A 26335-nucleotide genomic window follows, 5' to 3' on the forward strand; every position below is an offset into this window, starting at 1 on the left:
CACTGGTCGGACCAGTTGTTGCGTGCCGCTGCGCTGGAAAGGCCCGGCCGTGGCGGCTAGGGTTGTTGGGCATGAGGCAGGTGGTTACCTGCTGGTCCTACCAGTTGTGGAGCCATTCGATGACCAGCATCCAGCAGCGCAAGCAGCGCGTCGCCGACCAGGTGGCGGAAAAGATCGAGCGCCTGATCGTCGATGGCGTACTCAAGGTCGGCCAGGCGTTGCCGTCGGAACGGCGCCTGGTGGAGAAGCTCGGCTGCTCGCGCTCGGCGTTACGTGAAGGGCTGCGCGCGTTGCGCGGACGCGGCATCGTCGATACCGAGCAGGGGCGGGGATCGTTCGTTGCCGACCTGACCGGCGCCGAGGACATCTCGCCGCTGATGCACCTGTTCCGCTCGCAGCCGCGCACGCTCTACGACCTGCTGGAAGTGCGCGCGCTGCTGGAGGGCGAGTCCGCCCGGCTGGCCGCCCTGCGCGCCACCGAGGTCGACCTGTTGCTGATCGGCCGGCGCTTCGAGGAGATGCATGCGGCTTTCGACGAGCCGCAACCGCTGGACCCACGCGAACACGCGCGGCGCGACCACGCCTTCCACCAGGCGGTCAGCGAGGCCTCGCACAACCCGGTGCTGGTGCATACGCTGCAGTCGCTCAACGAGCTGATGCTCAGCACCGTGTTCGCCTCGGTGAACAACCTCTACAACCGCCCGCCGCAGAAGCGCCAGATCGATCGCCAGCATGCGCGGCTGTATCGCGCCATCGTCGAGCGCCAGCCGGAACAGGCCCAGCGCGCCGCCCGCGAGCATATCCACGGCGTGCGCGACAATCTGCGGGAGATCGAGCAGGAGGAACAGCGGCTGGTGCGCGCGACCTTGCGCATGGAAGGCTGGAAATAACGCGGGAGCGGAACGCCGGCTTTCAGGCTTGCGTCGGCGCCGGGCGTTTTGCCGTGGAGGCGGATTTTGCCCGCAATGCCGGTTTGGCGGTTTCACTGCGCGCCTTGCGCTCGCGCATCTCCGCCAGCATGCGTTCGGCATTCGCCGCGCAACCCATGCCCTCGGGTTTGTTCTCGATACCCTCGATCACTTCCAGCAGGCGTAAACGGTTCTGCCGCAGTTGCCGCTCCATCGCCTCGATCTCCGCGACCTTGCGGCGCAGGCCGGCGACCAGTTCGCCGTGGCCGTTCTCGATGGGGCTGGAGTGCGGTAGCAGGCTGCGGATTTCCTCCAGGGTGAAACCGGTCTGCTGGGCGCTGCGGATGATTTCCAGCAGGTCGAGGGTTTCTGTCGGGTACTCGCGGTAGCCGTTGGCCAGGCGGCGGGCCGGAGCGATCAGCCCGCTGGCTTCGTAGAAGCGGATGCGCGAGGGGGCGAGGCCGCTGAGCCTGGCCAGTTCACCGATTTTCATGCAGGGCTCCGAAGGGGCTTGACCTTGAAGTGAACTTTAAACTTAACCTCGCTGCCGTCACAACCCATCAGGACAACCTCGGAGCCTAGCCATGTCGCCCTTCCAGCCCCTGCGCCTGCCCAACGGCGGCGAAGTCCCCAACCGTATTGCCAAGGCCGCCATGGAAGAGAACATGGCCGATGCCGACCAGGCGCCTTCGGCTGCCTTGCTGCGCCTTTACCAGGCCTGGGCGGACGGCGGCGTCGGCCTGATCCTCAGTGGCAACGTGATGATCGACGGCCGCGCCATGACCGGCCCCGGCGGCGTGGTGCTGGAAAATGACCGGCATCTGGAGCGCTTCCGCGAATGGGCGCGCATCGGCCGTTCCCGGGGTGCGCAGTTCTGGTTGCAGTTGAACCATCCTGGCCGCCAGGTGCAGACCAACCTCGGCCAGGGCGCCATCGCGCCGTCGGTGGTGCCGCTGGAGATGGGCAAGTTCTCCAAGCTGTTCGCCGTCGCCCGCGAGATGACCGAGGCCGATATCGCCGAGGTGATCCGGCGCTTCGTCCGCGCCGCGCAGTTGTCCGAACTGGCCGGCTTCACCGGCGTGCAGATCCACGCCGCCCACGGCTACCTGCTCAGCCAGTTCCTTTCGCCGCTGGCGAACAAGCGCCGGGATCGCTGGGGCGGTTCGCTGGAAAACCGTGCGCGGCTGCTGCTCGAGGTCGTGCGTGCGGTGCGCGCCGCAGTGTCGCCGGAATTCTGCGTGGGGGTGAAGATCAATTCCGCGGACTTCCAGCGCGGCGGCTTCGACGCCAGCGACGCGCGCCAGGTGATCGAGTGGCTGAACGACGAGAAGGTCGACCTGGTCGAGCTGTCCGGCGGCAGCTACGAGGCGCCGGCGATGCAGGGCGACGCCCGTGACGGCCGTACCCTGGCGCGGGAGGCCTACTTCCTCGAATTCGCCCGCGAGATGCGCGAAGCGGCGCGCATGCCGCTGATGGTCACTGGCGGCATCCGTCGTCTGCCGGTGGCGGAACAGGTGCTGGACAGCGGGCTGGACATGGTCGGCATCGGCACCGCCCTGGCCCTGGAGCCGCAACTGGTACTGCACTGGCAGCGTGGCAGCCAGACCCAGCCGCAACTGCCGCCGATCCGCTGGCGCTCCAAGCCGCTGGCGGCGCTGGCCTACATGGCGCTGGTCAAGCTGCAGCTGCACCGCATCGGCGCCCACCGTGCGCCCAACCCGCAGGCTTCGCCGTGGCGCACGCTGGTGATGGAGCAGTGGCGCACGCTGCGCCGGGCCAAGCAGTACCGCCGCTGGGCGGCCAGGCAGGCGGGATGATCTTCACCGGCTGACGCCTTTGTAGGATGGCGTGGAGCGAAGCGATACCCCTCGACTCCTGCCGCATTGGCAGCATGGGTATCGCCTAGGCTCCACCCATCCTACGGTGGTGTTCTTCCGGGGAGTTCGCGCATGCGCTCTTGCGAGAACCCTCGGGCCTGGCCGATCAAGCCTGCTGCCGAGTCGCCGCCAGCACGATCTCGCGGATGCACACGCCCTGCGGCTGGTTGTAGGCGTAGCCGATGGCGTTGGCCACGTCCTCGGCACTGAGCACCTTGCCGCCCATCTCGCGTTTCCAGTCCTGGTAGCCGCTCTTGATCGCCTCGTCGGTGGTGTGGCTGAGCAGCTCGGTTTCCACCGCGCCGGGAGCGATGGTCACCACGCGGACGTTATGCGCCGCGACTTCCTCGCGCAGGTTCTCGGAGATCGCGTGCACGGCGAACTTGGTGCCGACATAGGCGACGTGGTTGGGGAAGGTCTTGCGCCCGGCCACCGAGCTGACATTGATCACGCTGCCCTGGTTGCGCTCGACCATGCCCTTGAGCACGGCGTGCACGCCATTGAGCAGGCCCTTCACGTTGACGTCGAGCATGCGCTCCCACTCGGCCGGGTCCTGCTCGACCATATTGCCCAGCAGCATCACGCCGGCGTTGTTCACCAGCGCGTCAGCCGGGCCGAAACGCTTCTCGGCCTCCTCGACGGCGGCCAGCAGGGCTTCGCGGTCAGTCACATCGACGGCACGGCACAGCGCGTTCGGCAGCTTGAGTGCTTCCAGGCGCTCGATGCGCCGGGCGAGCAGCAGCAGCGGGTGACCTTGCCGGGAAAAGAGGCGGGCGGTGGCTTCGCCGATGCCGGAACTGGCGCCGGTGACGATGATCAGGGGCTTGCTCATGGGGGTTCTCCTGCAATCGAAAATCTGGATGCCTGGACGATGCAGTGAAGTATATTTAGCGCATTGCTGCCTGAAAAATGGCTTATTCCTGTGCCTGGTATCGGGATTTCCTATGGATATTCGACAGCTCGCCGCGTTCGTCGCGGTCTTCGAAGAGCGCAACATCACCGCCGCCGCGCAGCGCCTGTTCGTCAGCCAACCCACGCTGTCCGCCACCGTTCGCCAGTTGGAGGAGAGCCTGGGCACCGAGCTGTTCGTGCGCCAACCGCGCGGTGTGGATGTCAGCGAAGCGGCGCGCACCCTGTACCCGCGAGCCCGTGCCCTGCTGGCCGAGGCGGAGGTTTTGCGCAAGCTGTTCCGCCAGTCGTCGGAGCGGCAGCCGCTGCACCTGGGGGTGGAAGGGGACATCAGCGCCGAGCAGGTCGAGCGCTTCGTCGGCCTGGCCCGGCAAGCGATCCCCAACCTGCAACTGCACCTGGAGGAAGGCTGTGTGGGGGAGGCGCGGCTGGCGGCGGAGGAGTTCTGTTGCGAAGACGAACTGTTCGTTCCGGTGTGGGACGATCCGTACGTATTGGCGCTGCCGCCCGGCGCCGAGAGTGTGCCAGTCGACGCGTGGATCACCTGTCCGTCGCACCCGTCGCACCAGCGTTTGATGAGCGCCTACGGCAGCGCGCCGGTGGTCGCGCAGGCCAGCACCCTGAATCTTGCCCTGCGGCTGGTCAGTGCCGGCCTGGGCGCGGCGATCCTTCCGGCCTCGTTGCTGGGCGGCGCCCCGGCCGTGCGCAGCGGAACCTTGAACCTGCCGCTACCCGTGCGCCGCATCGGCCTTTGCCACGCCGCCCAGGCGCTGGAGCAGCCGGCCGTGCGCGCGCTCTACGACTTCCTGCGCGCCCGCGAGGCGGCCTGATTCAGGCCGGCGCCTTCTGCGCGGCGGGTGCGCGCAGGGACAGCAGCAGGACCAGCGACGCCGCGAGAATCTGCAGGCCGGCATAGCCGTTGGTGGTGGCGACCAGGCCATAACGCTGGATCGCCAGCCCGGCGAGGATCGCCGGCACGCTGAACGCCAGGTAGCTGAGCACATAAAAGCTCGCCATCAGCGCACCGCGCTCGTGGGCGTGGGCCAGCGGCACCACCGAGCGCAATGCGCCGAGGAAGGCGCCGCCAAAGCCAAGGCCCGCCACCGCGGTGCCCAGGAAGAACAGCCAGAGGTTGGAGGAATCCACGCCGAGCAGGGTAATCAGCAGGCCGATGATCAGGGCCAGCCCGCCGCGGCGCAGGATGACCGCTGCCGGCCGGTTGCGCAGCGCGAAGATCGCCACGGCGCCGCAGAAGCACAGCAGCGAGACCAGCCCACCGCCGATCATCGGAACCGGCAGACCGGTCACCTGGCGCGCCAGGGTCGGGCCCAGCGACAGGTAGAAACCGCCCAGCGCCCAGAGGCTGGCGTTCAGCGGCGCCACGCTCCAGAACGCCCGGCGCGCCTGCGGGGGAATGCGGATGCGCGGCTTCAGCGAGGCCAGCGCGCCGGGCTGCCTGCTGACGCTTTCCGGCAGCCAGCGCAACAGCACCAGGGCCAGCGCGAATACCGCCAGCAACCAGACATAGACGCGGTGCAGCGGGTCGCCGCCGAACTGCACCAGTGCGCTGCTGCCCAGTGCGCCCAGCGCCATGCCGAGCATGGGCGCGACGCTGTTGATCAACGGGCCGCGCTCGCGGTCGATGTCGAGCATGGCGGCACCCAGTACAGCGGTCGCGATGCCGGTGGCGAAGCCTTGCAGCAGGCGCGCGGCGATCAGCAGTTCCACCGAGTTGGCGTAGAGGAACACGCTCATCGCCAGCAGTTCGATGATCAGTGCCGCGCGGATCAGCGGGCGACGGCCGAGGTGGTCCGACAGCGAACCGAACACCAGTAGCGCCAGCATCAGCCCGCCGGCGTAGATGCTGAAGGCCAGCGTCAGCAGGGCGGGGGAGAATTGCCAGGACTCGCGGTACAGCGCATAGAGCGGCGTGGGCGCGGCAGCGGCGGCGAGGAAGGCCATGAGGATCGCGGTCAGCAGCAGGGCCGGGAAAAAGCCGGGCGCGCTTTTGGGTAAGGTCTGTGCCATGATTCAGCTCGCAAAGGCTAAGATTTTGCTTTTGCGAGATGCTGGACCCGATTTCGGATAAAAGCAAATTCTTTGCGTTAAGGTGCTTATGGCAATTAATCAGGGTGTTCGTCCAGGCGGCCGCAGCGCGCGGGTGCAGGCATCGGTGCACAAGGCTGTCCAGGCGTTGCTGGAAGAGCGCGACCGCGCCGAACTGACCGTGCCGCTGATCGCGGCGCGCGCTGGTGTCACGCCCTCGACCATCTACCGGCGCTGGGGCGACCTCAGCGAGTTGCTCGGCGATGTCGCGCTGGAGCGCATCCGCCCGGATGCCGAGCCGGCCGATACCGGCAGCCTGCGCGGCGACCTGCTGGCCTGGGGCGAGCAGTACATGGAGGAGACCGCTTCGGTGCCCGGCCGCGCGGTGGTGCTCGACCTGCTGGCCGCTGGCGGGGGCTGCTCCGGGCGCTGCATGGCCATCGCCTGTGGCCAGTTCGACATCATCCTGCTGCGCGCCAGGGAGCGCGGCGAGAAGCTGCCGGAACTGGACTGCATCGTCGACCGGCTGATGGCGCCGCTGGTGTACCGCATCCTGTTTTCCGCTGAGGAGCTGGATACGGGCTATGTCGAGCGGTTGGTCGATCTGACGCTGGACGGGGTTTAGCGGATGGCTCACTCCTGCCATTGGCGCATCCGTAGGATGGCGTGGAGGCAGCGATACCCATCGATCCCGGCACCGGCAGCATGGGGATCGCCTAGGCTCCACCCATCCTACGGTTCAGCTCCTACAGGTCAGTGTCGGCGTTTCGAATGGCGTTCGCCCACGCCTGCAGAGCTTCAGAGGCCGCGCGCGCAATCTCCTCATCGCTGCGGCCCGCAAACACCCGCTCCAGCGCATCCGCCGCGATCAACCCGGCAATGGTCGGCGTACCCACCGCGTCGGTGAGATCCAACCACTCGCCGAAGCTGGCCGGCTCGTCGTACCAGCGCACGTAACCCGACGGTGACACCGGCCACCAGCGCTCGTCGAACTGCAGTACGACCTTCTCCAGTCGGCCCATGTCCAGGTGCTCCAGCGCATCCTGCTGCGCCGCCGGCAGGGGCGGGGTGAAGCGGATATCACGCAACACGCCGATGGGCACGGTGCAGATACAGAAATCGGCGCTTTCACCGCCTGCCCGCACCGAGGCTTCGGACCAGTCGATGGCGGTCACCGGCTGGTTCAGGCGGATATCCAGCCCTTCGGCCAGATGCTCGACCAGTTGTGAGTACCCCTGCGGCAGGAAACGGTCGCCGGCACCGACGCCTTCTTCGTCCAGTGCATCGACCGACAGCGATTCCAGCGGCAGGCAGGCTTCCAGGATCAGGTTGGCATCCAGGGCGAAGCGGGTGGCGCGGCGGGTTGGCTCATCGCGCTCTTCGAGATAGCGCGCGACACCTTCCGCCAGCGGCAGGCTGCGGTCGATTCCGGCGCGCAGGGCTTCCCAGGCCGCGTCGATATCGGGCACCGGGCCATCCACCGCAGCGGCCAGAGGCTGGCCGAAATCGGTTTCCCGCAGCGGCAGGCCGAGCTGCCGGGCGTGAGCGGCCAGCGGGTTATCGTCGAAGTGCTGCAGCCAGGCGGCGCCTTCGTCCACTCGCACCGGACCGACGGAAATGCTGTGGACGCGGCCACCGATGCGGCCACGGGCCTCCATAACGACGCACTCGATTCCCGCCTCCCTGAGACGGCGCGCGGCGGCGAGCCCGGCGAACCCTGCGCCGATCACCAGCACCCGGCGGGCGGCGCTTTCGATGGCGGCTTCGGCGGCGCGCAGGCCATCGTTCCAGGCGCCATGGGTCATGGCCGGGGCGACGGGATTGCAGGCCTCGCCGGCCAGCACCAGCTTGCCGCCCAGCACTTCGCCGAGCCGACGCCGATGCTCAGGCGTGCCGCCGGGCAGCAGGGTGCTGTAGGCGCCGCGGCTGAACGGGTCAGTGCTCCAGTGGGTGACGTGGAAGGCAGTGGGGCGGTAGCGAAGGCTATCCATGGCGGGCTCGCTCGGTGAAGGAGCGACGACCTTAGCGGGGGTGGGTTCGCCGGCACAAGGGCACGGGTGGGCGCATTGTTTAGGAGCGAGCTGGCTCGCGAACGGAGTCAGCCGGCGTCTCCAGGGTTGGGCGGTTCGCGAGCAAGCTCGCTCCTGCAAAATCAAGAGCCCCCTCACCCCAGCTCTCTCCCGGTGGGAGAGGGCTGGGGTGAGGGGAATTCAGTGGCACAAATTGACCGAAGAAGACTGTCGCTCCTACAGGCCCGGCGCCAGCCTCAGGCGCGGCTCAGGCGAATCACCGTCCGCGCCACGGAAACCCCGGTGAACAGCACCACGAACAGCCGCAGCGTCTGCATCGCCAGGACCAGGCCGACGTCGGAATGGGTGTCCACTGCGATGATCGCCATGGCATCCAGGCCGCCGGGGCTGGTGGCGAGGTAGAGGGAGAGGAAGTCCATCCCGGTGATGGCTGCCAGCGCCCAGGCGAACAGCGCGCAGCTGGCGATCAGTGCCAGTGCGCTGACCAGCATGGCCGGCAGGTGGCGGCCGACATAGGCGAGGCTTTCGCGGTCGAAGCGCAGGCCGATGTAGCAGCCGATCACACCGTAGGCAGCGGCCAGCAACCAGTGCGGCAGGGTGATGTGCAGCACGCCGGTGAGTTGCAGCACGGCGCCGGCCACCAGCGGTACCAGCAGCGGACCGGCCGGCAGCTTCGCGCCGGCAGTGGTGCAGACGAAGATCAGCAACAGGCAATTGATCAGGTCGGGCAGGGTGGCGGTGTCGATGATCGGCGTGCTGTGCGCCACTGAACCGCCGCCCTCGATGCCGAGGAAGCGCCCCACCAGCGCACCGGCCATGACCACGCAGACCACCCGCACGTACTGCATGGTGGCGACCACGCGCGGGTCGGCGCCGTTGGCTTCGGCCATCGACACCATGGCCGCCGCGCCGCCCGGCGCGGTGCCCCAGGCGGCGGTGCTGCCGGGGATGCCGCCGAAGCGCACCATGGCATAGCTGACGGCAGCGGACAGCAGCACGGTGAGCACCGTGGCGCTGAGCATCAGCGGCCAGGAGGCGACCATCGCCTGCAGTACCGACCAACTCATGGCGTGGGCGACCAGCAGGCCGATGCAGCCCTGGCTGAGGCGGAAGGCGCTGCGCGGCAGGCGGATTTCCGCGCCGCTGACGCCGAAGGCGATGGCCACCAGCATGGGCCCGAGGAACAGCGCGGCGGGAATGCCGAGCCAGGTGAGCAGTTGCCCGGCGCCTGCGGCCCCGAGCGCCAGGGTCAACCATTGCAGGCTGACGGGGATACGGGCGACGAAGAGGGCGGGGCGACTGGACACGGACGGCTCCGGACGGGGAAGACGGAAGAATTATCGGTAGCCGGATCGATCAAGTCTATTTTCTAATAGTCATGAATCCATTCCTGAAATTTATCGGTTGGCCGCCATGGACCTGCGTGATCTCGCCTACTTCGAAACCATCGCCGAGCTCGGCCACCTGGGGCGCGCCGCCGAGCGGCTGGGGCGCAGCCAGCCGGCGCTGACCAAGAGCATCCAGCGCCTGGAGGAGTCCCTCGGTGCGCGGTTGTTCCAGCGTGACGGCCGACGGATTCGCCTGACACCGGCCGGTGAACTGATGCTCCAGCGGGCCCGGCAATTGCGTCAGGACATCGAGGAAACCCGCCGCGAGGTGCGCGACTTCGCCAGTGGTGTCGTAGGCAATATCCGCCTGGGTTGCGCGGCGACCATGGCCGAGTACCTGCTGCCGCGCCTCACCGAGGACCTGCTGGCCCGTGCGCCGGAGGTCACCATGAGCCTGGTGCTGGGCCAGGACGATGTGCTGCGCGAAGCGTTGCGCAGCGGGCGGCTGGACATGGCGATCTGCTCGCGCATCGTCGACGATCCGCAACTGAGCAGCGAACCGCTGCTGCAGGACCAGGTAGTGGTGGTCGCCAGCCACGACCATCCGATCTTCGATGCACCCGTAGCCATGGCCGACCTGTGCCGCTATCGCTGGGTACTGCCGGCTACCGGGGTGTCGTCGCGACGCTGGATGGACGCCACCTTCCAGGCCTACCAACTGCCACTGCCGCAGGTGCAGATCGAGACCAACGCGATTCCCATGCTGCCCAACCTGATCGCCCGCACCCGCCTGCTCAGTTTCATCGCCCGCGAGGCGCTGGCGGGCGGGCACGGGATGGATCAGTTGCGCGAGGTGCAGTTGGCCGAAACCACGTTGACGCGGACCATCGGGCTGACGGTGCGGGAGGGCGCCTACCTGTCGCCCGCCGCACAGTTGCTGCGGGGGATGCTGCGCGAGCATGCAGGGCGGTTTGGGGCGGGGTTGTAGGAGACCACGCGCGCGAATCGCGAGCGGGCCGTCCAGTCACTCACCGCTCGAAGCTGCAGCCGACGCGTCCCACACCCTCGATTTCCAGCTCGAACGCATCCCCCGGCGCAACCGGCGACATCGGCGCCAGAGCCCCGCACAGCAAGACGTCGCCGGCCTTCAACGGTGCGTCCAGACGTGCCATTCGCCGCGCCAGCCAGAGGCCGATGTCAAGCATCGCCCCGAGGGTCGTCCGGGTCGGCGGAAAGGCCGGCGCGCCATTGCGCAGCAGTTGCACTGCCAGCGCGGCGTCGTCCAGTCTTCCCAGCGCCACCGGCTGGTCGCCGGTCAGGTAGAGGCCTGCGCAGAGGTTGTCGGCCACCGAGTCGAGCAGGCCGATCTGCCAGTTGGCCACGGCGGTGTCGTTGATCTCGATGGCCGGGACCGCACCTTCGATGCAGGCGCGAAAAGTGGCCAGATCGAGCTCTCCCGTCGGCAGGTCGCGGCCGATGAGCAGGGCGAGTTCTGCCTCGATTCGCGGTTGCAGCAGGCGTTTGCGGGCGATAAGCGCGCCGGATCGACAGCGCAGGCTGGCGAGCAAGCGGCCGTGAACCGGTTCGTCGACCTTGAGCGCCGCCTGCATTGCCGGCGAGATCAGCCCGGCCTTGGCGCCCGCCAGGCGCTCGCCGCCGGCCATCGCGAGGTCGATGCCCAGCGCCTGCACGCGATAGGCGTCGTCCAGCCCGGTGAGGCCAAAGTGTGCCGCTGGCGCGGCGATGGGCGTTCGGCTGGCCCGCGCCTCGGCCAGGGCGTGGGCGGCGGCGTGGAACTTGTCCGTGTTCATCGTGGGGCTCCTCAGCGGCTCGGTACTTCGCCCACCACAGTGGTGCGGTACATCTCCCGGCGCATGCCGTGGTAGTCCGACACCGGGTAGTGCCAGGTGCTGCGGTTGTCCCAGATCGCCAGGGTGCCGGCAGTCCAGCGCATGCGGCAGGTGAAGGCCGGCTGGGTGGCGATGCCGAACAGGTAGTCCAGCAGCGGTTGCGACTCGGCCGGGCGCATGCCCTTGATGCCGCTGGTGTAGGCCGGGTTGATGTAGAGGACTTTCTTGCCGGTTTCCGGGTGCCGGGTCACCAGAGGGTGGGAGCGCACTTCGCCATCGTGGCTGCCGTAGCGCACCGCCATGTTCTCCATCAGGTCGTTGTGCTTGGCCTCGGCGCCGTAGGCGCGTTCGGGGCTGTGGATGGCGTCGAGGGTTTCCAGTTGCGCGCGCAGCTTCGGCGACAGCCATTCGTAGGCCAGCGCCAGGTTGGCGTAGAGGGTGTCGCCGCCGAACGGCGGGATGTCATGGCCGTAGAGCAGGGTGAAGGCCGGCGGGCGTTCCTGGAACGACCAGTCGCTGTGCCAGGCGCCGCCGAACACCACCGGGGTCTTCTCGTTGGCTTCCTTCACCACCCGCACCACATGCGGGTGGTCCTCCATGCCGACCACATAGGGTTCGCGGCCGAATTCGCCGAAGCGCAGGGTCACGGCTTCGAGGTTTTCCACGCTCAGGTCCTGCCCGCGGATGAACAGCACCTTGTGCGCCAGCAGTGCCTGGCGCAGCTCGGCGAAGCCGTCGTCGCCCAGGGTGGTCAGGTCCAGGTCGCTGACGTCCGCACCGATGGCGCCGGTGGCCGGGACGATGCGGAAGTGCTTGTACTCGGCGGCGCGGTTCTGGCTGGGCAACGCGTAGAAGAACTCGAACATGGGGAAGCCTCTTGTGAGTGTTATTGGCACCTCAAGCATGGTCAGCGCCGTCACTTTCTTCCATGATCAAAGTCGCCAAAAATTGACTTTTCCCGCCATGCAGCGGCCAACGAGGAATTCGTGATGGATTGGCGCCAGACCCGCGAAATCACCGGAGTGCAGTACCTGCTCGACAGCGCCCGCGACGAAGGCATCGACGCCGACGATTGCCTGGTGGGCAGCGCCATCTCGCCCGCCGACCTGCAGGCGCGCGCCGGGCGCATCCAGGCGTGGCAGGAACTGGCGGTGATCCGCAACCTGTTGCAGCGTAGGAACAGGCCGGGCCTGGGTTTGGCCACCGGGCGGCGCTATCACCTGACGTCGCTGGGGCTGCTGGGTTTCACCATGCTCGCCAGCCGCACCCTGCAGGAAGCCTTCGAAACCTTCGGCCGTTACCAGAGCCTGGCCCTGACCCTTTGCCCCGTGAGCAGCGAGGTGGAGGCGCGCGGGGTGTGGCTGGTGTACGACGATCGCGTACTGCCCGAGGATGCCCGAGCTTTCGTGGTGGAGCGCGGCATTGCCGGTTGCTGGCAATTGTCCGGCGAATTGCTGCAGCGGCCGCTGCAGCCCCTGGCCATCGAATTGCGCTGCCCGGCGCCAGCCGATGCCAGCGTGTTCCACGACATCTTCGGCATCGAGCCGCTGTTCGAGGCGCCACGCAACGCCATGCTCTTTGCCCTGAAAGACTTGCAGGCGCCGCTGCCGCAAGCGCAGATCAGCGCGCGCGACAGCGGCGAGCAGCTCTGCGAGCGCCTCTGTGGAGAGTTGGCGCTGACCCTGGCCGCCACACCGACCGCTCGGCAGGTCCAGCAACTGCTGTTGCGTGATTCCGCCAGCCTGCTCGGCGCTGCCGCGGTGGCCGAGCGACTGGGTCTTTCCGAGCGCACGCTGCAACGGCGCCTGGCGCAGGAGGGGCAGAGCCTGCAGGGGCTGAACGACGGCATCAAACGGCGTCTGGCCGAGCGCCTGCTATGCGAATCGCGGATGGATCTGCATGGCATCGCGCAGTGCCTGGGCTACGCCGAGGCGGCGAGTTTCTCCCGCGCTTTCCAGCGCTGGACGGGGCAGTCGCCCGGTCGTTGGAAGCGTCAGTCCGGAACCCTCCCGGCGCCCTGAAGTCGAACCGCCCGCGACGCCTCTGGAACGGTCGAAAACCGCGAGATAGAGCCTTGCTGTGTGGCCGATCGCCATCGGTCGCGGGTTAATTTCGCGTGCGGCCCATCCGTTCCCCTGAAGAGGCGCGTCGCTTTTTTCGCGAGGCGACCGACAAGAAAAAGGAGAACCCATGTCCTCAGCAACCTGCCTGCGCGCGTGCCTCGGAAGGCGCGGCGCGATGACCTTCAGCGCACTGCATTGGCCGGCGTGAGCCGCCACTCAACCCTTGCACCGGCACCGCGCGAGCGGCGCGGCCGCGTGCCCCTGGCCGGGCATCCGGCCGTCATCCGAGCATTGAGGGAATCAATGAGCAAGACCTTCCGACTGGCCGCCGTGGCCGGCAGCCTGCTGGCTTCCGGACTACCCGCGCTGGCCTATGGCGCCGAACTCGAGGCGCAGATCCGCTGGACCCGCTACGGCATCCCGCACATCCAGGCCAGGGACGAACTGGGCCTGGGCTACGGCATCGGCTACGCCTATGCCCGCGACAACGCCTGCCTGCTGGCCGAGGAAGTCCTCACCGCGCGGGGCGAACGCTCGCGCTACTTCGGCGTGGACGGCAAGAACTCCGCCGGCATCGGCAACCTGCCCTCGGACTTCTTCTACACCTGGCTCAACGACAACGAATCCCTGCGTCGCCTGCGCAGCGCCCAGCCGCAGCCGATCCGCGACCTGCTCGATGGCTACGCGGCCGGCTACAACCGCTGGCTGTGGGATACCCAGGCGACCGGCACGCAGTGCGCGGGCAAGGCCTGGCTGCGCCCGCTGGAGAGCGACGACCTGCTGCGCCTGACCCGCCGGCTGCTGGTGCAATCCGGTGCCGGGCAGTTCGCCGAGGCGATGATGGCAGCGACGCCGCCGGGCCAGGCAACGTCCTCCATCGTCAGCGACGGCGAGGTGCTGGCGGCGATGGAGCGTCGCGAGAACTTCCATCAGAACCACGGCAGCAACGCCGTCGCGGTGGGCAGCGAGCGTTCTGTGGACGGCAACGGCCTGCTGCTGGCCAACCCGCATTTCCCCTGGTTCGGCGCGCTGCGTTTCTACCAGATGCACCTGACCATTCCCGGCCAGCTCGATGTGATGGGCGCTTCGCTGCCGGGCATGCCGCTGGTGAACATCGGCTTCGGCAAGGACCTGGCCTGGAGCCATACGGTGGACACCTCCAGCCACTTCACCTTGTATCGACTGGATCTCGACCCGCAGGACCCGCACAGCTACCGCGTCGATGGCCAGTCGCGGCCGTTGAAGGAAATCACCCTGCGCGTGCGGGTACGTGAGGCCGACGGCCGCGTGGTCACGCGCAGCCATACGCTGTACGAGTCCGAGTACGGCCCGCTGCTCAGCGTGCCCGGCAAATTCCCCTGGAACGCCAATGAAGCCTTCGCCGTGCGCGACGCCAACCTGGGCAACGACCGCGTGCTGCAGCAGTGGTACGCCATCGATCACGCGCGCAGCCTGGATGAGCTGCGCGACAGCGTGGAGCGGATACAGGGGATTCCGTGGGTCAACACCCTGGCCACTGACGCAGAAGGCAAGGTGCTCTACCTCAATCAATCGGTGGTGCCTTACCTGAGCCAGCAGCAATTGGCCGACTGCTCGATCCCCGCGCTCCAGAAGCAGGGCCTGCCGGTGCTGCAGGGCGGACGCCGCGCCTGCAACTGGTCGAGCGCACCGGGGGCGCGTCATGCCGGCCTCACGCCGCCGGAGCAGATGCCGGCGCTGGAACGCCAGGACTTCGTGCAGAACTCCAATGACAGCGCCTGGTTGAGCAACCCGGCGCAGCCGCTGACCGGCTTCTCGCCGCTGGTGAGCCGCGATTCGATCCCGGTCAGTGCCCGTGCTCGCTTCGCCCTGGAACGCCTGAAGGGCGACGGCAAGATCGGCCCGGATGACCTGCAGAAGTTGGTCACCGACAACCGCGTCTACGTCGCCGACATGCTCCTCGACGACCTGCTGCAACTGTGCAAGCCAGCCCCGGCGGGCGCGGAGGCGGCCTGCGCCGCGCTGGGCTCGTGGGACCGCCACGTCAACCTCGACAGCAATCCCGGCTTCGCCTACTTCCAGGCGTTTGTCGCGCGCTTCCTGAAGATCGAGGGTGGCTGGCGCCTGCCCTTCGATCCCAAGCTGCCGCTGGCCACGCCCTCGGGCATCGCCCTGGACAAGCCGGAGGTCCGCCAGCAGGCGCAGCAGGCCCTGGTGGCAGCCGGGCAGGAGATCGGCGCCCGCAAGATCCAGGCAGATGAGACCTGGGGCGAACTGCAACTGACCGGCGACCAGGCCAATCCCCTGGGCATCCCTGGCGGCACCGGCAACGAGGGCGTGTACAACGCCATCACTTCGCAGTGGCAGGGCGACCATTACCGCGTGCTCAGCGGCAGCAGCTATATCCAGCTGGTCGACTTCACCGCCGACGGGCCGAAGGCGCGCGGGCTGCTGGCGTTCTCGCAGTCCAGCGAACCCGGCTCGCCGCACCATCGCGACCAGACGGAGCTGTTCGCCCGGCAGCAATGGCCGGAACTGCCGTTTACCGACGAGCAGGTCAAGGCCGATCCGGAGCTGAAGGTGATGGAACTGCGCGAGAAGTAGGGAGATAGCAGCGAGAGCGGATACGAGGTCGGTGCGTGTGCCGGTTTCCCTCTCCCTGAAGGGAGAGGGGACTGTCCTCAGTGCAGGCAGCGTCATGAACTCTCCGATCTATCAGCTTGCGCCGAACGGCTCCCTCTCCCTTCGGAGCGGGGCGCGCAGCCAGGGCGGGGGAGAGGGGCAAGCTTCAGCACAGAGGGCCCAGGAAGGCTGTCACCAGCCTGACACCGGGCGCCCCTAGTCTGGCGGCAAAGCCCCGACGCGTAGGCCGCCGCCATGCCCCTGACCCATGAATCCGTGATCCGCCGCATCCACCGCGAACTGCTCGACCACAGCGACGAAGAGCTGGAGCTGGAACTGCTGGAAGACGTGCGCAACCTCGATGAGCTGTTCGACGAGCACGCCGACGTCGACGAGGAGAAGCTCGCCCGCCGTCGCTACTTCAGCGAGTTGTTCCGCCTGCAGGGCGAGCTGGTGAAACTGCAGAGCTGGGTGGTGAAGACCGGCCACAAGGTGGTCATCCTCTTCGAGGGCCGCGACGCGGCCGGCAAGGGCGGCGTGATCAAGCGCATCACCCAGCGCCTCAATCCGCGCGTGTGCCGGGTCGCCGCGCTGCCCGCGCCCAACGACCGCGAGCAGACCCAGTGGTACTTCCAGCGCTACGTCTCGCACCTGCCGGCGGCGGGGGAGATCGTCCTGTTCGACCGCAGCTGGTACAACCGCGCTGGCGTCGAGCGGGTCATGGGGTTCTGCAACGACGAGCAGTACGAGGAGTTCTTCCGCAGCGTGCCGGAGTTCGAGCGCATGCTGGCGCGCTCGGGCATCCAGCTGATCAAGTACTGGTTCTCCATCTCCGACGACGAACAGCACCTGCGCTTCCTCAGCCGCATCCACGACCCGCTCAAGCAGTGGAAGCTCAGCCCCATGGACCTGGAGTCGCGCCGGCGCTGGGAGGCCTACACCAAGGCCAAGGAAATCATGCTGGAGCGCACCCACATTGCCGAGGCGCCCTGGTGGGTGGTGCAGGCCGACGACAAGAAGCGCGCGCGGCTGAACTGCATCAGCCACCTGCTGAACCTGATTCCCTATGAGGACGTGGAGCATCCGTCGGTGATCCTGCCCGCGCGGCAGCGCAACGAGGATTACTCGCGCACGCCGACCCCACGGGAACTCGTGGTGCCGGAGGTTTACTGAAGCTGGTTGGGCAGAGCTTTTCGTAGGAGCGAGCTTGCTCGCGAACCTGGCCGATTGTCGCGGTGTCAGGCGGTTCGCGAGCAAGCTCGCTCCTACAGCGTCCGGTGCCTGGCGTTGAGACATAACCTGTAACATTCCCCGCCGATCATGACTGGGACATCCCCCACGCGGACTCCCAGCATGACCACCGATACCCTGGCCGTTCCCATCGCCGAAGGACGGCCCCATCTGGAGCACAAACCCGGCCGCCTGACCGCCTTCGTCTTCTTCGCCGTGCTCGCCGTCGGCCTGTTGTTCTCGGCCTGGAGCCTGGTGCGTGACGTCGACGACGTCACCACTGCGGTCACCACCTGGACGCCGTTCCTGCTGCTCGGGGTCGCCCTGTTCATCGCCCTGGGATTCGAGTTCGTCAACGGCTTCCACGACACCGCCAACGCAGTGGCCACCGTCATCTATACGCACTCGCTGCCGCCGCACTTCGCGGTGGTCTGGTCGGGCTGCTTCAACTTCCTCGGCGTGCTGCTCTCCAGCGGCGCGGTGGCCTTCGGCATCATCGCCCTGCTGCCGGTGGAGCTGATCCTGCAGGTCGGTTCCTCGGCCGGTTTCGCCATGGTCTTCGCCCTGCTGATCGCCGCCATCCTGTGGAACCTCGGCACCTGGTGGCTGGGCTTGCCGGCGTCGTCCTCGCACACCCTGATCGGCTCGATCATCGGCGTGGGCATCGCCAATGCGCTGATGCACGGCCGCGACGGCACCAGCGGCGTCGACTGGGCGCAGGCGACCAAGGTCGGCTACTCGCTGCTGCTCTCGCCGCTGATCGGCTTTGTCTGCGCCGCGCTCCTGCTGCTGGCGCTGCGCCTGCTGGTGAAGAACCGCGCGCTGTACAAGGCGCCCAAGGGCAAGACGCCGCCGCCGTGGTGGATTCGTGGCCTGCTGATTCTCACCTGCACCGGCGTCTCCTTCGCCCACGGTTCAAACGACGGGCAGAAGGGCATGGGCCTGATCATGCTGATCCTGGTTGGCACCCTGCCGATGGCCTACGCGCTGAACCGCACCATGCCGGCGGACCAGACCGTGCAGTTCGTCGCCATCGCCGAGGTCACCCAGCAGGCGCTGGTCCGCGCCGCGCCGCAGCCGGCCCCGGCCGACCCGCGCGCGGCGCTGTCGGAATACGTGCGTACCAAGGAAGTCAGGCCGGAACTGATCCCGTCGCTGGCGGCGCTGACCGGCGCCATCGGCGCGGAAGTGAAGGGCTACGGCAGCCTTGCTCGCGTGCCGGCCGAAGCCATGGGCAACGTGCGCAACGACATGTACCTGACCAGCGAGGCGATCCGCCTGATGGACAAGGACAAGGTCGGCAACTTCGACGCCGATACCACCAGCAAGCTGGCGGCGTTCAAGGGCAAGATCGACGAGTCGACCCGCTTCATCCCGCTGTGGGTGAAGGTTGCCGTGGCCATCGCCCTCGGCCTGGGCACCATGGTCGGCTGGAAGCGCATCGTGGTCACCGTCGGCGAGAAGATCGGCAAGACCCACCTGACGTACGCCCAGGGCGCCTCGGCGGAGCTGGTGGCGATGATGACCATCGGCGCAGCGGACATGTACGGGTTGCCGGTATCGACGACCCACGTGCTGTCTTCCGGCGTCGCCGGCACCATGGCCGCCAACGGCTCCGGCCTGCAGATGCGCACCATCCGCAACCTGCTGATGGCCTGGGTGCTGACCCTGCCGGCGGCCATCGTGCTCTCTGCTTCGCTGTACTGGCTGTTCACCCACCTGTTCTGAGGGCGGGTGACTCAATGAAGACGCCGCTCCAGGGAGCGGCGTCTTCATTCGCGCGAACTCATTCCACACGTGTCCTGCCTGCGATCCGGCGAGGAAAATCCGATCTTCGGCCCGCTTGAAATATCGAACGCGTGGTGCGTATTTTGTACGGGCTCGCGCACCTCGCGCGGCGTCCTGTGACAAGGACAAGAAGAACAAGGATAAGAAGTCATGAGTAACGATCTAGGAATCCCGCTCGCCGAACGCCTGGCTGGAGTGGAAGAGATCGAGTGCGTCACCCCCGACCTCAACGGGGTGCCGCGTGGCAAGGTGATGACCGGCGAGGGCTTCCTCACCGGGCGCCGGTTGCAACTGGCGCGTGGCGTCCTGCTGCAATGCATCATGGGCGGCTACCCGCCGGCCAAGTACTACGGCAGCGACGACGGCGACCTCGCGCTGATCGCCGAGCCCACCCAGATCCACCGCCTGCCCTGGAGCGACGAACCCCGCGCCTTCGCCATCTGCGATGCGGTGGAACTCGACGGCAAGCCGTCCGGCCTGTCCACCCGCGGCCTGCTCAAGCAAGTCGTCGCGCGCTACGCCGAGCGCGGCTGGAGCCCGGTGGTGGCGACCGAACTGGAGTTCTTCGTCTTCGCGCCCAACCCCGACGCCAACGAAGCCTTCCAGGCGCCGGTCGGCCTCGACGGTCGCCGCGAGATCGGCCACTCGGCCTTCAGCGTGTCTTCCAACAACGGCCTGCGGCCGTTCTTCCAGGACGTCTACCGCTGCATGGCAGCGGTGGGGCTGGAACGCGACACCTTCATGCACGAGATGGGCACCACCCAGTTCGAGATCAACTTCCTGCACGGCGACCCGGTGCTGCTGGCCGACCAGACCTTCCTCTTCAAGCACCTGCTCAAGGAAGTCGCGCTCAAGCACGGGCTGATCGTGGTGTGCATGGCCAAGCCGCTGGCGCACACGCCGGGCAGTTCGATGCACATCCACCAGAGCGTGGTCGATGGCGAGGGCCGCAACATCTTCACCGATGCCCATGGCGAGGCCACGCCGGCGTTCCGGCATTTCATCGGTGGCCAGCAGGCGTGCCTGGCGGACTTCACCCTGCTGTTCGCGCCGAACGTGAACTCCTTCCAGCGCCTGTGCCACCCCTACGCGTCGCCGAACAACGCGTGCTGGTCCCACGACAACCGCGCCGCCGGCCTGCGCATTCCGGCCAGCGCACCGGTCGCCCGGCGAGTGGAAAACCGCCTGGCCGGCGCCGACGCCAACCCCTACCTGGCCATCGCCGCGAGCCTGGCGGCCGGCCTGCACGGCATCGAGCAGGCGCTGGAGCCCACCGCGCCGATCCAGGGTGAGTTCGAGGTGCCGGACGAGCTGCTGCTGCCGTGCACGATGTACGACGCGATGCAGCGCCTCAAGCGCAGCGAGCTGGCCCGCGAGGTATTCGGCAACGAGTTCATCGACGGCTACTGCGCGACCAAGTCCATGGAGCTGACCAGCTTCTTCGACGAGATCAGCCCCTGGGAGCGCCGCGTACTCGCAGCCCAGGCCTGAAGTCGAAAGCCTGATGTCAAGGTCGTGAGCCGCGTGCCCGCCGACACAGCTGCGGCGAAAGTCTGATGCAGCTGTGATCGGCGCCTATCTCCAGGCGATCTTCAAGCCATCCTCGCTCATCCCGCCGGTATCCTTCGAACTGGCCCGCATCACCGGGCGCGACACTTGCTATTCCGGGCCCGGCAGGGCTCTCGACGCGTCGATTGGCAGCCTCTAATGTGTCACGGCAAGTCCCGCTTTCCGCTGCCCGGACACTGTGCCGGGGTTGTTCTGGACCAGGAGGTCCAATGCTCCGGATCGTCACTGCCTTCCGCGCTCTGTACTTCGCCGCCGTCATGCTCCTGACCGGTTCCGGTCTGCTCAGCACCTACCTCGCCCTGCGCCTGGGCGCGGAGAAGGTCGATGGGTTATGGATCGGCGCCATGATGGCCGCCTACTACCTTGGCCTGGTGCTGGGCGGCAAGATCGGCCACCGGCTGATCGCCCGCGTCGGCCATATCCGCGCCTACGTCGCCTGTGGCGGCTTGGTGACCGCCGCCGTGCTGGGCATTGGTCTGCTGCCGTGGGTGGGCTTCTGGCTGGTGCTGCGGGTCGCCATCGGCCTGGGCATGATGTGCCAGTACATGGTCATCGAGAGCTGGCTCAACGAGCAGGCCGAGGCGCGCCAGCGCGGGCTGGTGTTCGCCGGCTACATGGTCGCGTCATACCTGGGCCTGGTACTTGGCCAACTGGTGCTGGTGGTGCATCCGGGCCTGGGCCCGGAGCTGCCGATGCTGATTGCGCTGTGCTTTGCGCTGTCGCTGATCCCGGTGGCGATCACCCACAAGGTCCACCCCGCGCCGCTGCGCCCGGCGCCACTGGAGCCACGCTTCTTCATCCAGCGGGTGCCGCAGTCGCTGACCACGGTGCTGGTGTCGGGGCTGGTGATCGGTTCGTTCTACGGCCTGGCTCCGCTCTACGCGGTGCGCCAGGGCTTGAGCACCGAGGAAATCGGCCTGTTCATGGGCGGCTGCATCTTCGCCGGGCTGGTGGTGCAGTGGCCGCTGGGCTGGCTGTCGGATCGCTATGACCGCGCGGCGCTCATCCGCAATGCCGCGATACTGCTGCTGGTGGTCGCCCTGCCGCTGGCCCTGCTGCCGGTGCTGCCGTTGCCGCCGATGACGCTGGCCTGGCTGTTGCCGCTGGGCTTCGTGGTCTGCCTGGTGCAGTTCACCCTCTACCCGCTGGCGGTGGCGTTCTCCAATGACCACGTCGAAGGCGAGCGGCGCGTTTCGCTGACCGCCATGCTGCTGGTGACCTTCGGTGTGGGTGCCTGTATCGGCCCGCTGGCGGCCGGTGCGCTGATGAAGGTCTTCGGTGCGAACATGCTCTATGCGTTCGTCTGCGCCTGTTCGCTGATCCTGATCTGGCGCGTGCGCCCGGAGAGGGTCAGCGGCGTACACCGGGTCGACGAGGCGCCGGTCAAGCACGTCGCCACGCCGGACAGCCTGGCATCCTCGCCATTATCCGCCGCGCTCGACCCGCGGGTCGACGAGGCCGCCGTGGAAGAGCAGATGAAGGGCAACGACAACAGCGCGCCGGTACCCGAGAAGGGCACGGAAGCAGAGGAAGAAAGCCGGCCCGCGTGAGGCCGAGAGGGAAGGGCGGCAGGTGCTTGCCGCCCCGCAGGGACTAGAACAGTTCGTCCTTCTCGAAGCGTCGGGCTTCGCGCTGCAACTGGTAGACGAAGCGCTCGATGTTGCGCTGGGCCAGGCCGCTCATCTGGTGGAAGCGTACGCCAGCGAAGCTGTAGCCGACCTTTTCCTCGAAATGCACGTGGCGCAGTTCGACTTCCATGGTCAGGGCGCCAAAGGGCAGGCGCGCGGTGAATTCCTCGTAGATCTGGCCGGGCTGCAGGCGCTCGGCGGCGTTGCCTTCCAGGCGGATCTTGCAGCCGGTGGCGGAGATATCGATCAGGTTGCCCTTGAGCGGGGCCTTGAGCTTGCTGCCGGCAATTTCCACGGCCACCGGCTGGCCCTGGCCCACGGGGGCGCGGAAGGCGTTGCGGCGCTGGTGATAGAGCATCTCGGTCGGCACCGGTAGCCAGTAGCAGCGGGCACCGTCGATCTCGGAGAAGTAGGCGTTCTGGGTGTTCTCCCAGGCAATGCGCACGCCTTCGTGGAAGGCTTCGATACGGAACTGCTCGCCGTTCTGCAGGAAGCGCTCGCCATCGTTGGGGATCAGTTCGTCCAGGGCGACGATGTTGCGTTCGCGGTTGACCTCGACGACAAAGCTCTGGAAGCGCTGGCCGCGCCCTTCGAAGGTGATGACCAGGGGATCGTGACCGTCCATCAGTAATTTCAGGCTGGCGTGGATCTCCACCGGAGCTTTCAGGACCTTCGGTGGTTGAGGGCCATTTTCCTCGACGAACGGATTGGACACGGTCCGCGAATCTCCATTGTGTTTGTTATGAGTAAGGCACGGGGCAGGATCGATAGTGGCATTTTGCCCAAAGGCTGGCTGCCAGGCCAGCTTTCCGACGAACGCTCAGGCCTGGCTCAGCGGACGCTGGCGGTTGCCCTGGGTCGAACCGCCGTAGCGGTCATAGAGGCGTGGGGTGTCCTGGCCGCGCAGGATGTCGAGCGTGCGCTCGGTGCTGGCCTGGCCGGAGCGGATGATTCGGCCGTTGCGCTGGTTGGCTTCCTGGCAGCGTTCCAGCAGCGCACCCAGTTCTTCCGCGCGTGCGGGGAGCAGGGGATTGCCGGTGGCCTGGGCGATCTGCGCGAGCCCTTCGCGATCCACGCTGACGCCGGCCTGCAGCAGTGCCTGGGCGCGGATGCGGCCATTCTGCTCAAGCTGCTGCAGAAGCGGCAGCTTGCCGTCGAGCAGCTTCTGCAGCTGATCGAGATCCCGCGCTTGCAGCGCCTGGTACTCGTCGTCGATCAGTTGCAGCAGGGTGCTGGCTGCTTCGATGTCGCCGTTGATCAGGGAAAGCAGGGCGTCGGACATCTTGGGCTCGGCGTACTAGCGGTTGACCAGGCGCTGAGTGAACTCAGCGCTGGGATTCGAAATCGAGCAGCTTGCTGGCGACTTTCTGGCTGTCGACCTGGTAGCTGCCGTCAGCGATGGCCGCTTTGATGCGAGCCACTTTCTCGTTGTCGACCACGGGCTGGTCCTTCAGTTGATCGCTTACTTTCTGTAGTTGCTGCGCGGTATCGCTCAGCTGTACCGACTCGCCGCTCTTGACCGGGGCGTTGACGGAGGCATTCTCTGCGGCGGCTTCGCTGCGACCGCTCTGGGCAGCACTGCTACGGCCAGTGCTGGCTGTCGTAGAGGCTGGGTTCAGCCGGTTGAAGTCGATGACCATGGTGGAAACCTCTGGAGGTATTGGACGCTTGCCAAGCTTTTCGGCCGTCCTGACAGAAACTTTAGGCCGAATTTTCGTGCGCCCGAGCACATTTTGCAGAGGGCTGCGTTCATCATGCCAGAAAATCGCCGGGGCCGAGCGCTACAGGCTGACTTCCACGGTCCCCGGCTCGACCACGCGAGCCCTGACGATACGCTGGGAGCGCAGGTTGCGCACGCGGATCTGCTCGCCGGGCACCCCGTCCGAGAGCGCTTCGCCGGGCATGAATACGTTGATCGCATTGGTCTTGGCGCGAATCACCACCTGGTCGCCCTTGCGCACGGCCGCTGCCTGTTCGAGGAACACCGGCGCCAGTACCTGGTCGTTGACCGTCGGGCGCTTGAGCTTCATGCCGACCACCTGCTGCGGATCGGTCAGGTAGCCCTGGTTCAGTTGCCCGACGTCGCGCTCGACGACGCTGATATCGCCAGGCTCGATGACCCGGTTGCGCTGTAGGGGCAGGGTGGTGACGACAACTTGACGGTACAGCCTGACCGTCGCCGGAACGAATACCGTCCAGGGAGAGCTGCCTTCGCAGATGACCCGCACGGTGACCCGACCAACGGGCTGTGCCGGGCTTTCCAGCTTCTGCGTCAGGCCCTTGTCGCACTGCGCCAGGCGCAGCCGGGGGTCGATGCGGGCGACTTCGATCTCGTAGCGTGCGTCTATGCCGGAAGTCTGCAGATAATCTTCCACCTTGAACTCAAGAAAGCCCTGGGTGGAGCCGATAAGGATCTCAGGCGCGGTGAAGCCTTCCGCCCCAGCCGGGGAGAGGGTCAGCGCACCCGCCATGCCGAGTAGCGCAGCCACCAGGGCGCGCGCGGGTCTCGGATGTCGGAAAAATGTCGTTGCCTGTTTCATGCAACGGTTTAAGCAATGGTCATGCCGTCTCTGCCAGCAGGGCGGCGTTGCGTGCACAGGAGGCTCAATGGCCGGAGTCATGGATTCGGTCAACCAGCGTACGCAGCTGGTTGGCCAGAATCGTCTCGAACTGCTGCTGTTCCGTTTGAACGGCAGCCAGCTGTACGGGATCAACGTGTTCAAGGTGAAGGAGGTGCTGCAGTGCCCCCGCCTGACCGTGATGCCCAAGTCCAGCCAGGTGGTGCGCGGGGTGGCGAACATCCGCGGCGGTACCATCCCGATCCTCGATCTGGCGCTGGCCACGGGGCGTCACGCCCTGCGGGATGTCGCCAACAGTTTCGTGATCATCACCGAGTACAACACCAAGGTGCAGGGCTTCCTGGTGCACTCGGTGGAGCGCATCGTCAACATGAACTGGGAGTCGATCCATCCGCCACCCAAGGGCACCGGTCGCGACCACTACCTGACGGCAGTGACGCGGGTGGACAACCAACTGGTGGAAATCATCGACGTGGAGAAGATCCTCGCCGAAGTGGCGCCGACCTCGGAGGATATCTCCGAAGGCGTGCTGGATGCCGACACTCAGGCCCGCGCGGTGAGCAAGCGCGTGCTGGTGGTGGATGACTCCTCGGTGGCGCGCAAGCAACTGGTGCGTTGCCTGGAAACCGTCGGCGTCGAGGTGCTGGCACTCAACGATGGCCGCCAGGCGCTGGATTACCTGCACCAGATGGTGGAGGCCGGCGGGCATCCGGGCAGCGACCTGTTGATGGTGATCTCGGATATCGAGATGCCGGAGATGGACGGCTACACGCTCACGGCGGAAATCCGTCACGACCCGCGCATGCAGGATCTGCACATTCTCCTGCATACTTCGTTGTCCGGGGTGTTCAACCAGGCCATGGTGAAGAAGGTCGGCGCTGACGACTTCCTTGCCAAGTTCCGTCCCGATGACCTGGCGGCCCGCGTGTCGGACCGGATCAAGGCCGTGGATGGCGCGTCGGCCTGACGGGCAGTGACGAGGTGCGGGTGGCGCCGGTGCCGCCCGCATCGTCTATGTTTTTTTGAGCACCGGTCAGGCAGTTGCCGCCGCACCGTCGGCAGCCGTCCACGAGCAAAGAGGTTTATCTGTGACATCCACCAATTCTGAATTCGAGCTGTTCCGGGATTTCCTGGAGAAGACCTGCGGCATCCTCCTGGGCGCCAACAAGCAGTACCTGGTCTCCAGCCGCTTGAACAAGTTGATGGAACAGCAGGGCATCAAGTCCCTGGGCGAGCTGGTGCAGAAGATCCAGATGCGCAGCCAGCTGCGCGAGCAGGTGGTCGACGCGATGACCACCAACGAGACCCTGTGGTTTCGCGATACCTACCCCTTCGAAGTACTGAAGAACCGCGTGCTGCCGGAGATGATCAAGGCTGCGCCCGGCCAGCGCCTGCGCATCTGGTCGGCGGCCTGCTCCTCGGGGCAGGAGCCTTATTCGCTGTCGATGGCCATCGACGAGTTCGAGCGCACCAACCTCGGCCAGCTCAAGGCGGGCGTGCAGATCGTCGCCACCGATCTCTCCGGCTCGATGCTCAGCGCCTGCAAGGCCGGCGAGTACGACAGCCTGGCGATTGGCCGCGGCCTGTCGCAGGAGCGCCTGGCGCGCTACTTCGACCAGAAGACCCCGGGGCGCTGGACAGTGAAGCCAGCGATCAAGAGCCGCGTGGAGTTCCGCGCGCTGAACCTGCTGGACAGCTACGCGACGCTGGGCAAGTTCGACATGGTGTTCTGCCGCAATGTACTGATCTATTTCTCGGCCGAGGTGAAGCGCGACATCCTGCTGCGCATCCATGCCACCCTCAAGCCCGGTGGCTACCTGTTCCTCGGCGCTTCCGAGGCGCTCAACGCACTGCCGGATCATTACCAGATGGTCCAGTGCAGCCCGGGCATCATCTACAAGGCCAAGTGATCGGCCGATACCCCGCCTG

General features: G+C 66.9%; 24 protein-coding genes. 13 read left to right on the forward strand and 11 right to left on the reverse strand.

Translation table 11 applies throughout. The features are described from left to right. Positions 1 to 119 precede the first annotated feature (119 nt). Complete coding sequence (gene glcC, locus GJV37_RS25155; protein WP_024764353.1) at positions 120 to 890, forward strand: transcriptional regulator GlcC; 771 nt, start codon at positions 120 to 122, stop codon at positions 888 to 890. Positions 891 to 912: 22 nt separating this feature from the next. Here glcC and GJV37_RS25160 read toward each other — a convergent pair whose 3' ends face one another. Then, on the reverse strand, positions 913 to 1401 hold the full coding sequence (locus GJV37_RS25160; RefSeq protein WP_170859826.1) for a MerR family transcriptional regulator: 489 nt from the start codon (positions 1399 to 1401) through the stop codon (positions 913 to 915). A 91-nt stretch (positions 1402 to 1492) separates the two neighbouring features. Here GJV37_RS25160 and GJV37_RS25165 point away from each other — a divergent pair, with 91 nt between their 5' ends. Beyond that, complete coding sequence (locus GJV37_RS25165) at positions 1493 to 2725, forward strand: NADH:flavin oxidoreductase/NADH oxidase family protein (RefSeq protein WP_037016832.1); 1233 nt, start codon at positions 1493 to 1495, stop codon at positions 2723 to 2725. A gap of 166 nt (positions 2726 to 2891) precedes the next feature. On the opposite strand, the gene GJV37_RS25170 is transcribed toward GJV37_RS25165, so the two are convergent. Next, on the reverse strand, positions 2892 to 3617 hold the full coding sequence (locus GJV37_RS25170; RefSeq protein ID WP_037012993.1) for an SDR family oxidoreductase: 726 nt from the start codon (positions 3615 to 3617) through the stop codon (positions 2892 to 2894). A 112-nt stretch (positions 3618 to 3729) separates the two neighbouring features. On the opposite strand from GJV37_RS25170, the gene GJV37_RS25175 reads away from it, so the two are divergent. After that, positions 3730 to 4524: a LysR family transcriptional regulator gene (locus GJV37_RS25175; protein ID WP_193453044.1), complete on the forward strand. Its 795-nt coding sequence runs from the start codon at positions 3730 to 3732 to the stop codon at positions 4522 to 4524. Position 4525: 1 nt separating this feature from the next. Here GJV37_RS25175 and GJV37_RS25180 read toward each other — a convergent pair whose 3' ends face one another. Then, positions 4526 to 5722 (reverse strand): MFS transporter, encoded by a 1197-nt coding sequence (locus tag GJV37_RS25180; protein WP_193453045.1) that lies wholly within the window; start codon positions 5720 to 5722, stop codon positions 4526 to 4528. Positions 5723 to 5810: 88 nt separating this feature from the next. Here GJV37_RS25180 and GJV37_RS25185 point away from each other — a divergent pair, with 88 nt between their 5' ends. After that, the gene (locus GJV37_RS25185; RefSeq protein WP_193453046.1) at positions 5811 to 6365 is read left to right on the forward strand and encodes a TetR/AcrR family transcriptional regulator; all 555 of its coding nucleotides are present in this window, start codon (positions 5811 to 5813) and stop codon (positions 6363 to 6365) included. A gap of 121 nt (positions 6366 to 6486) precedes the next feature. On the opposite strand, the gene GJV37_RS25190 is transcribed toward GJV37_RS25185, so the two are convergent. Both GJV37_RS25190 and GJV37_RS25195 read right to left on the reverse strand, forming a co-directional pair. Next, a complete protein-coding gene (locus GJV37_RS25190) occupies positions 6487 to 7731 on the reverse strand; it encodes a flavin monoamine oxidase family protein (RefSeq protein WP_193453047.1) in 1245 nt (414 codons plus the stop codon). Positions 7732 to 8006: 275 nt separating this feature from the next. After that, a complete protein-coding gene (locus tag GJV37_RS25195; protein ID WP_037012585.1) occupies positions 8007 to 9077 on the reverse strand; it encodes an AbrB family transcriptional regulator in 1071 nt (356 codons plus the stop codon). Between the two features lie 106 nt (positions 9078 to 9183). Here GJV37_RS25195 and GJV37_RS25200 point away from each other — a divergent pair, with 106 nt between their 5' ends. Continuing rightward, positions 9184 to 10086 carry a LysR family transcriptional regulator gene (locus tag GJV37_RS25200; RefSeq protein ID WP_037012587.1) on the forward strand — a complete coding sequence of 301 codons (903 nt, stop codon included), beginning with the start codon at positions 9184 to 9186 and terminating at the stop codon, positions 10084 to 10086. Between the two features lie 40 nt (positions 10087 to 10126). Here GJV37_RS25200 and GJV37_RS25205 read toward each other — a convergent pair whose 3' ends face one another. Beyond that, positions 10127 to 10909 carry a 2-keto-4-pentenoate hydratase gene (locus GJV37_RS25205; protein WP_169887389.1) on the reverse strand — a complete coding sequence of 261 codons (783 nt, stop codon included), beginning with the start codon at positions 10907 to 10909 and terminating at the stop codon, positions 10127 to 10129. Positions 10910 to 10920: 11 nt separating this feature from the next. Next, positions 10921 to 11814: a TauD/TfdA dioxygenase family protein gene (locus GJV37_RS25210; protein WP_024764342.1), complete on the reverse strand. Its 894-nt coding sequence runs from the start codon at positions 11812 to 11814 to the stop codon at positions 10921 to 10923. A gap of 123 nt (positions 11815 to 11937) precedes the next feature. Between GJV37_RS25210 and GJV37_RS25215 the strand changes: the two genes are divergently transcribed. The 6 genes from GJV37_RS25215 to GJV37_RS25240 all read left to right on the forward strand — a co-directional run bounded on the left by GJV37_RS25215 (position 11938) and on the right by GJV37_RS25240 (position 21749). Beyond that, entirely contained in the window at positions 11938 to 12969 is a 1032-nt protein-coding gene (locus GJV37_RS25215) for an AraC family transcriptional regulator (protein WP_193453048.1), read from the forward strand. A 345-nt stretch (positions 12970 to 13314) separates the two neighbouring features. Next, positions 13315 to 15594, forward strand: coding sequence for a bifunctional acylase PvdQ (gene pvdQ, locus GJV37_RS25220; protein ID WP_193453049.1), 2280 nt, complete (start codon positions 13315 to 13317; stop codon positions 15592 to 15594). 273 nt (positions 15595 to 15867) lie between these two features. Beyond that, the gene (gene ppk2 / locus GJV37_RS25225; protein WP_193453050.1) at positions 15868 to 16785 is read left to right on the forward strand and encodes a polyphosphate kinase 2; all 918 of its coding nucleotides are present in this window, start codon (positions 15868 to 15870) and stop codon (positions 16783 to 16785) included. A 180-nt stretch (positions 16786 to 16965) separates the two neighbouring features. Next, complete coding sequence (locus GJV37_RS25230) at positions 16966 to 18570, forward strand: inorganic phosphate transporter (RefSeq protein ID WP_193453051.1); 1605 nt, start codon at positions 16966 to 16968, stop codon at positions 18568 to 18570. 312 nt (positions 18571 to 18882) lie between these two features. Next, entirely contained in the window at positions 18883 to 20121 is a 1239-nt protein-coding gene (locus tag GJV37_RS25235) for a glutamine synthetase family protein (protein WP_162484004.1), read from the forward strand. Between the two features lie 287 nt (positions 20122 to 20408). Then, complete coding sequence (locus GJV37_RS25240) at positions 20409 to 21749, forward strand: MFS transporter (RefSeq protein WP_024764338.1); 1341 nt, start codon at positions 20409 to 20411, stop codon at positions 21747 to 21749. Between the two features lie 43 nt (positions 21750 to 21792). Here the strand turns inward: GJV37_RS25240 and GJV37_RS25245 are convergent, their stop codons facing one another. The 4 genes from GJV37_RS25245 to flgA form a co-directional block, all read right to left on the reverse strand. Continuing rightward, a complete protein-coding gene (locus GJV37_RS25245) occupies positions 21793 to 22542 on the reverse strand; it encodes a flagellar brake protein (RefSeq protein WP_193453052.1) in 750 nt (249 codons plus the stop codon). A 105-nt stretch (positions 22543 to 22647) separates the two neighbouring features. Beyond that, positions 22648 to 23109 (reverse strand): flagella synthesis protein FlgN, encoded by a 462-nt coding sequence (locus GJV37_RS25250; protein WP_054909388.1) that lies wholly within the window; start codon positions 23107 to 23109, stop codon positions 22648 to 22650. A gap of 43 nt (positions 23110 to 23152) precedes the next feature. After that, positions 23153 to 23467, reverse strand: coding sequence for a flagellar biosynthesis anti-sigma factor FlgM (flgM, locus tag GJV37_RS25255; RefSeq protein WP_024764336.1), 315 nt, complete (start codon positions 23465 to 23467; stop codon positions 23153 to 23155). Between the two features lie 141 nt (positions 23468 to 23608). Then, positions 23609 to 24367, reverse strand: coding sequence for a flagellar basal body P-ring formation chaperone FlgA (gene flgA / locus GJV37_RS25260; protein WP_425326845.1), 759 nt, complete (start codon positions 24365 to 24367; stop codon positions 23609 to 23611). A 67-nt stretch (positions 24368 to 24434) separates the two neighbouring features. Between flgA and GJV37_RS25265 the strand changes: the two genes are divergently transcribed. Next, complete coding sequence (locus tag GJV37_RS25265; RefSeq protein ID WP_037011045.1) at positions 24435 to 25373, forward strand: chemotaxis protein CheV; 939 nt, start codon at positions 24435 to 24437, stop codon at positions 25371 to 25373. A gap of 121 nt (positions 25374 to 25494) precedes the next feature. Next, entirely contained in the window at positions 25495 to 26316 is an 822-nt protein-coding gene (gene cheR, locus GJV37_RS25270) for a protein-glutamate O-methyltransferase CheR (RefSeq protein WP_024764333.1), read from the forward strand. The last annotated feature ends 19 nt before the right edge of the window (positions 26317 to 26335 follow it).

Source organism: Pseudomonas nitroreducens (genome assembly GCF_010994165.1).
GTDB classification, from domain to species: domain Bacteria; phylum Pseudomonadota; class Gammaproteobacteria; order Pseudomonadales; family Pseudomonadaceae; genus Pseudomonas; species Pseudomonas nitroreducens.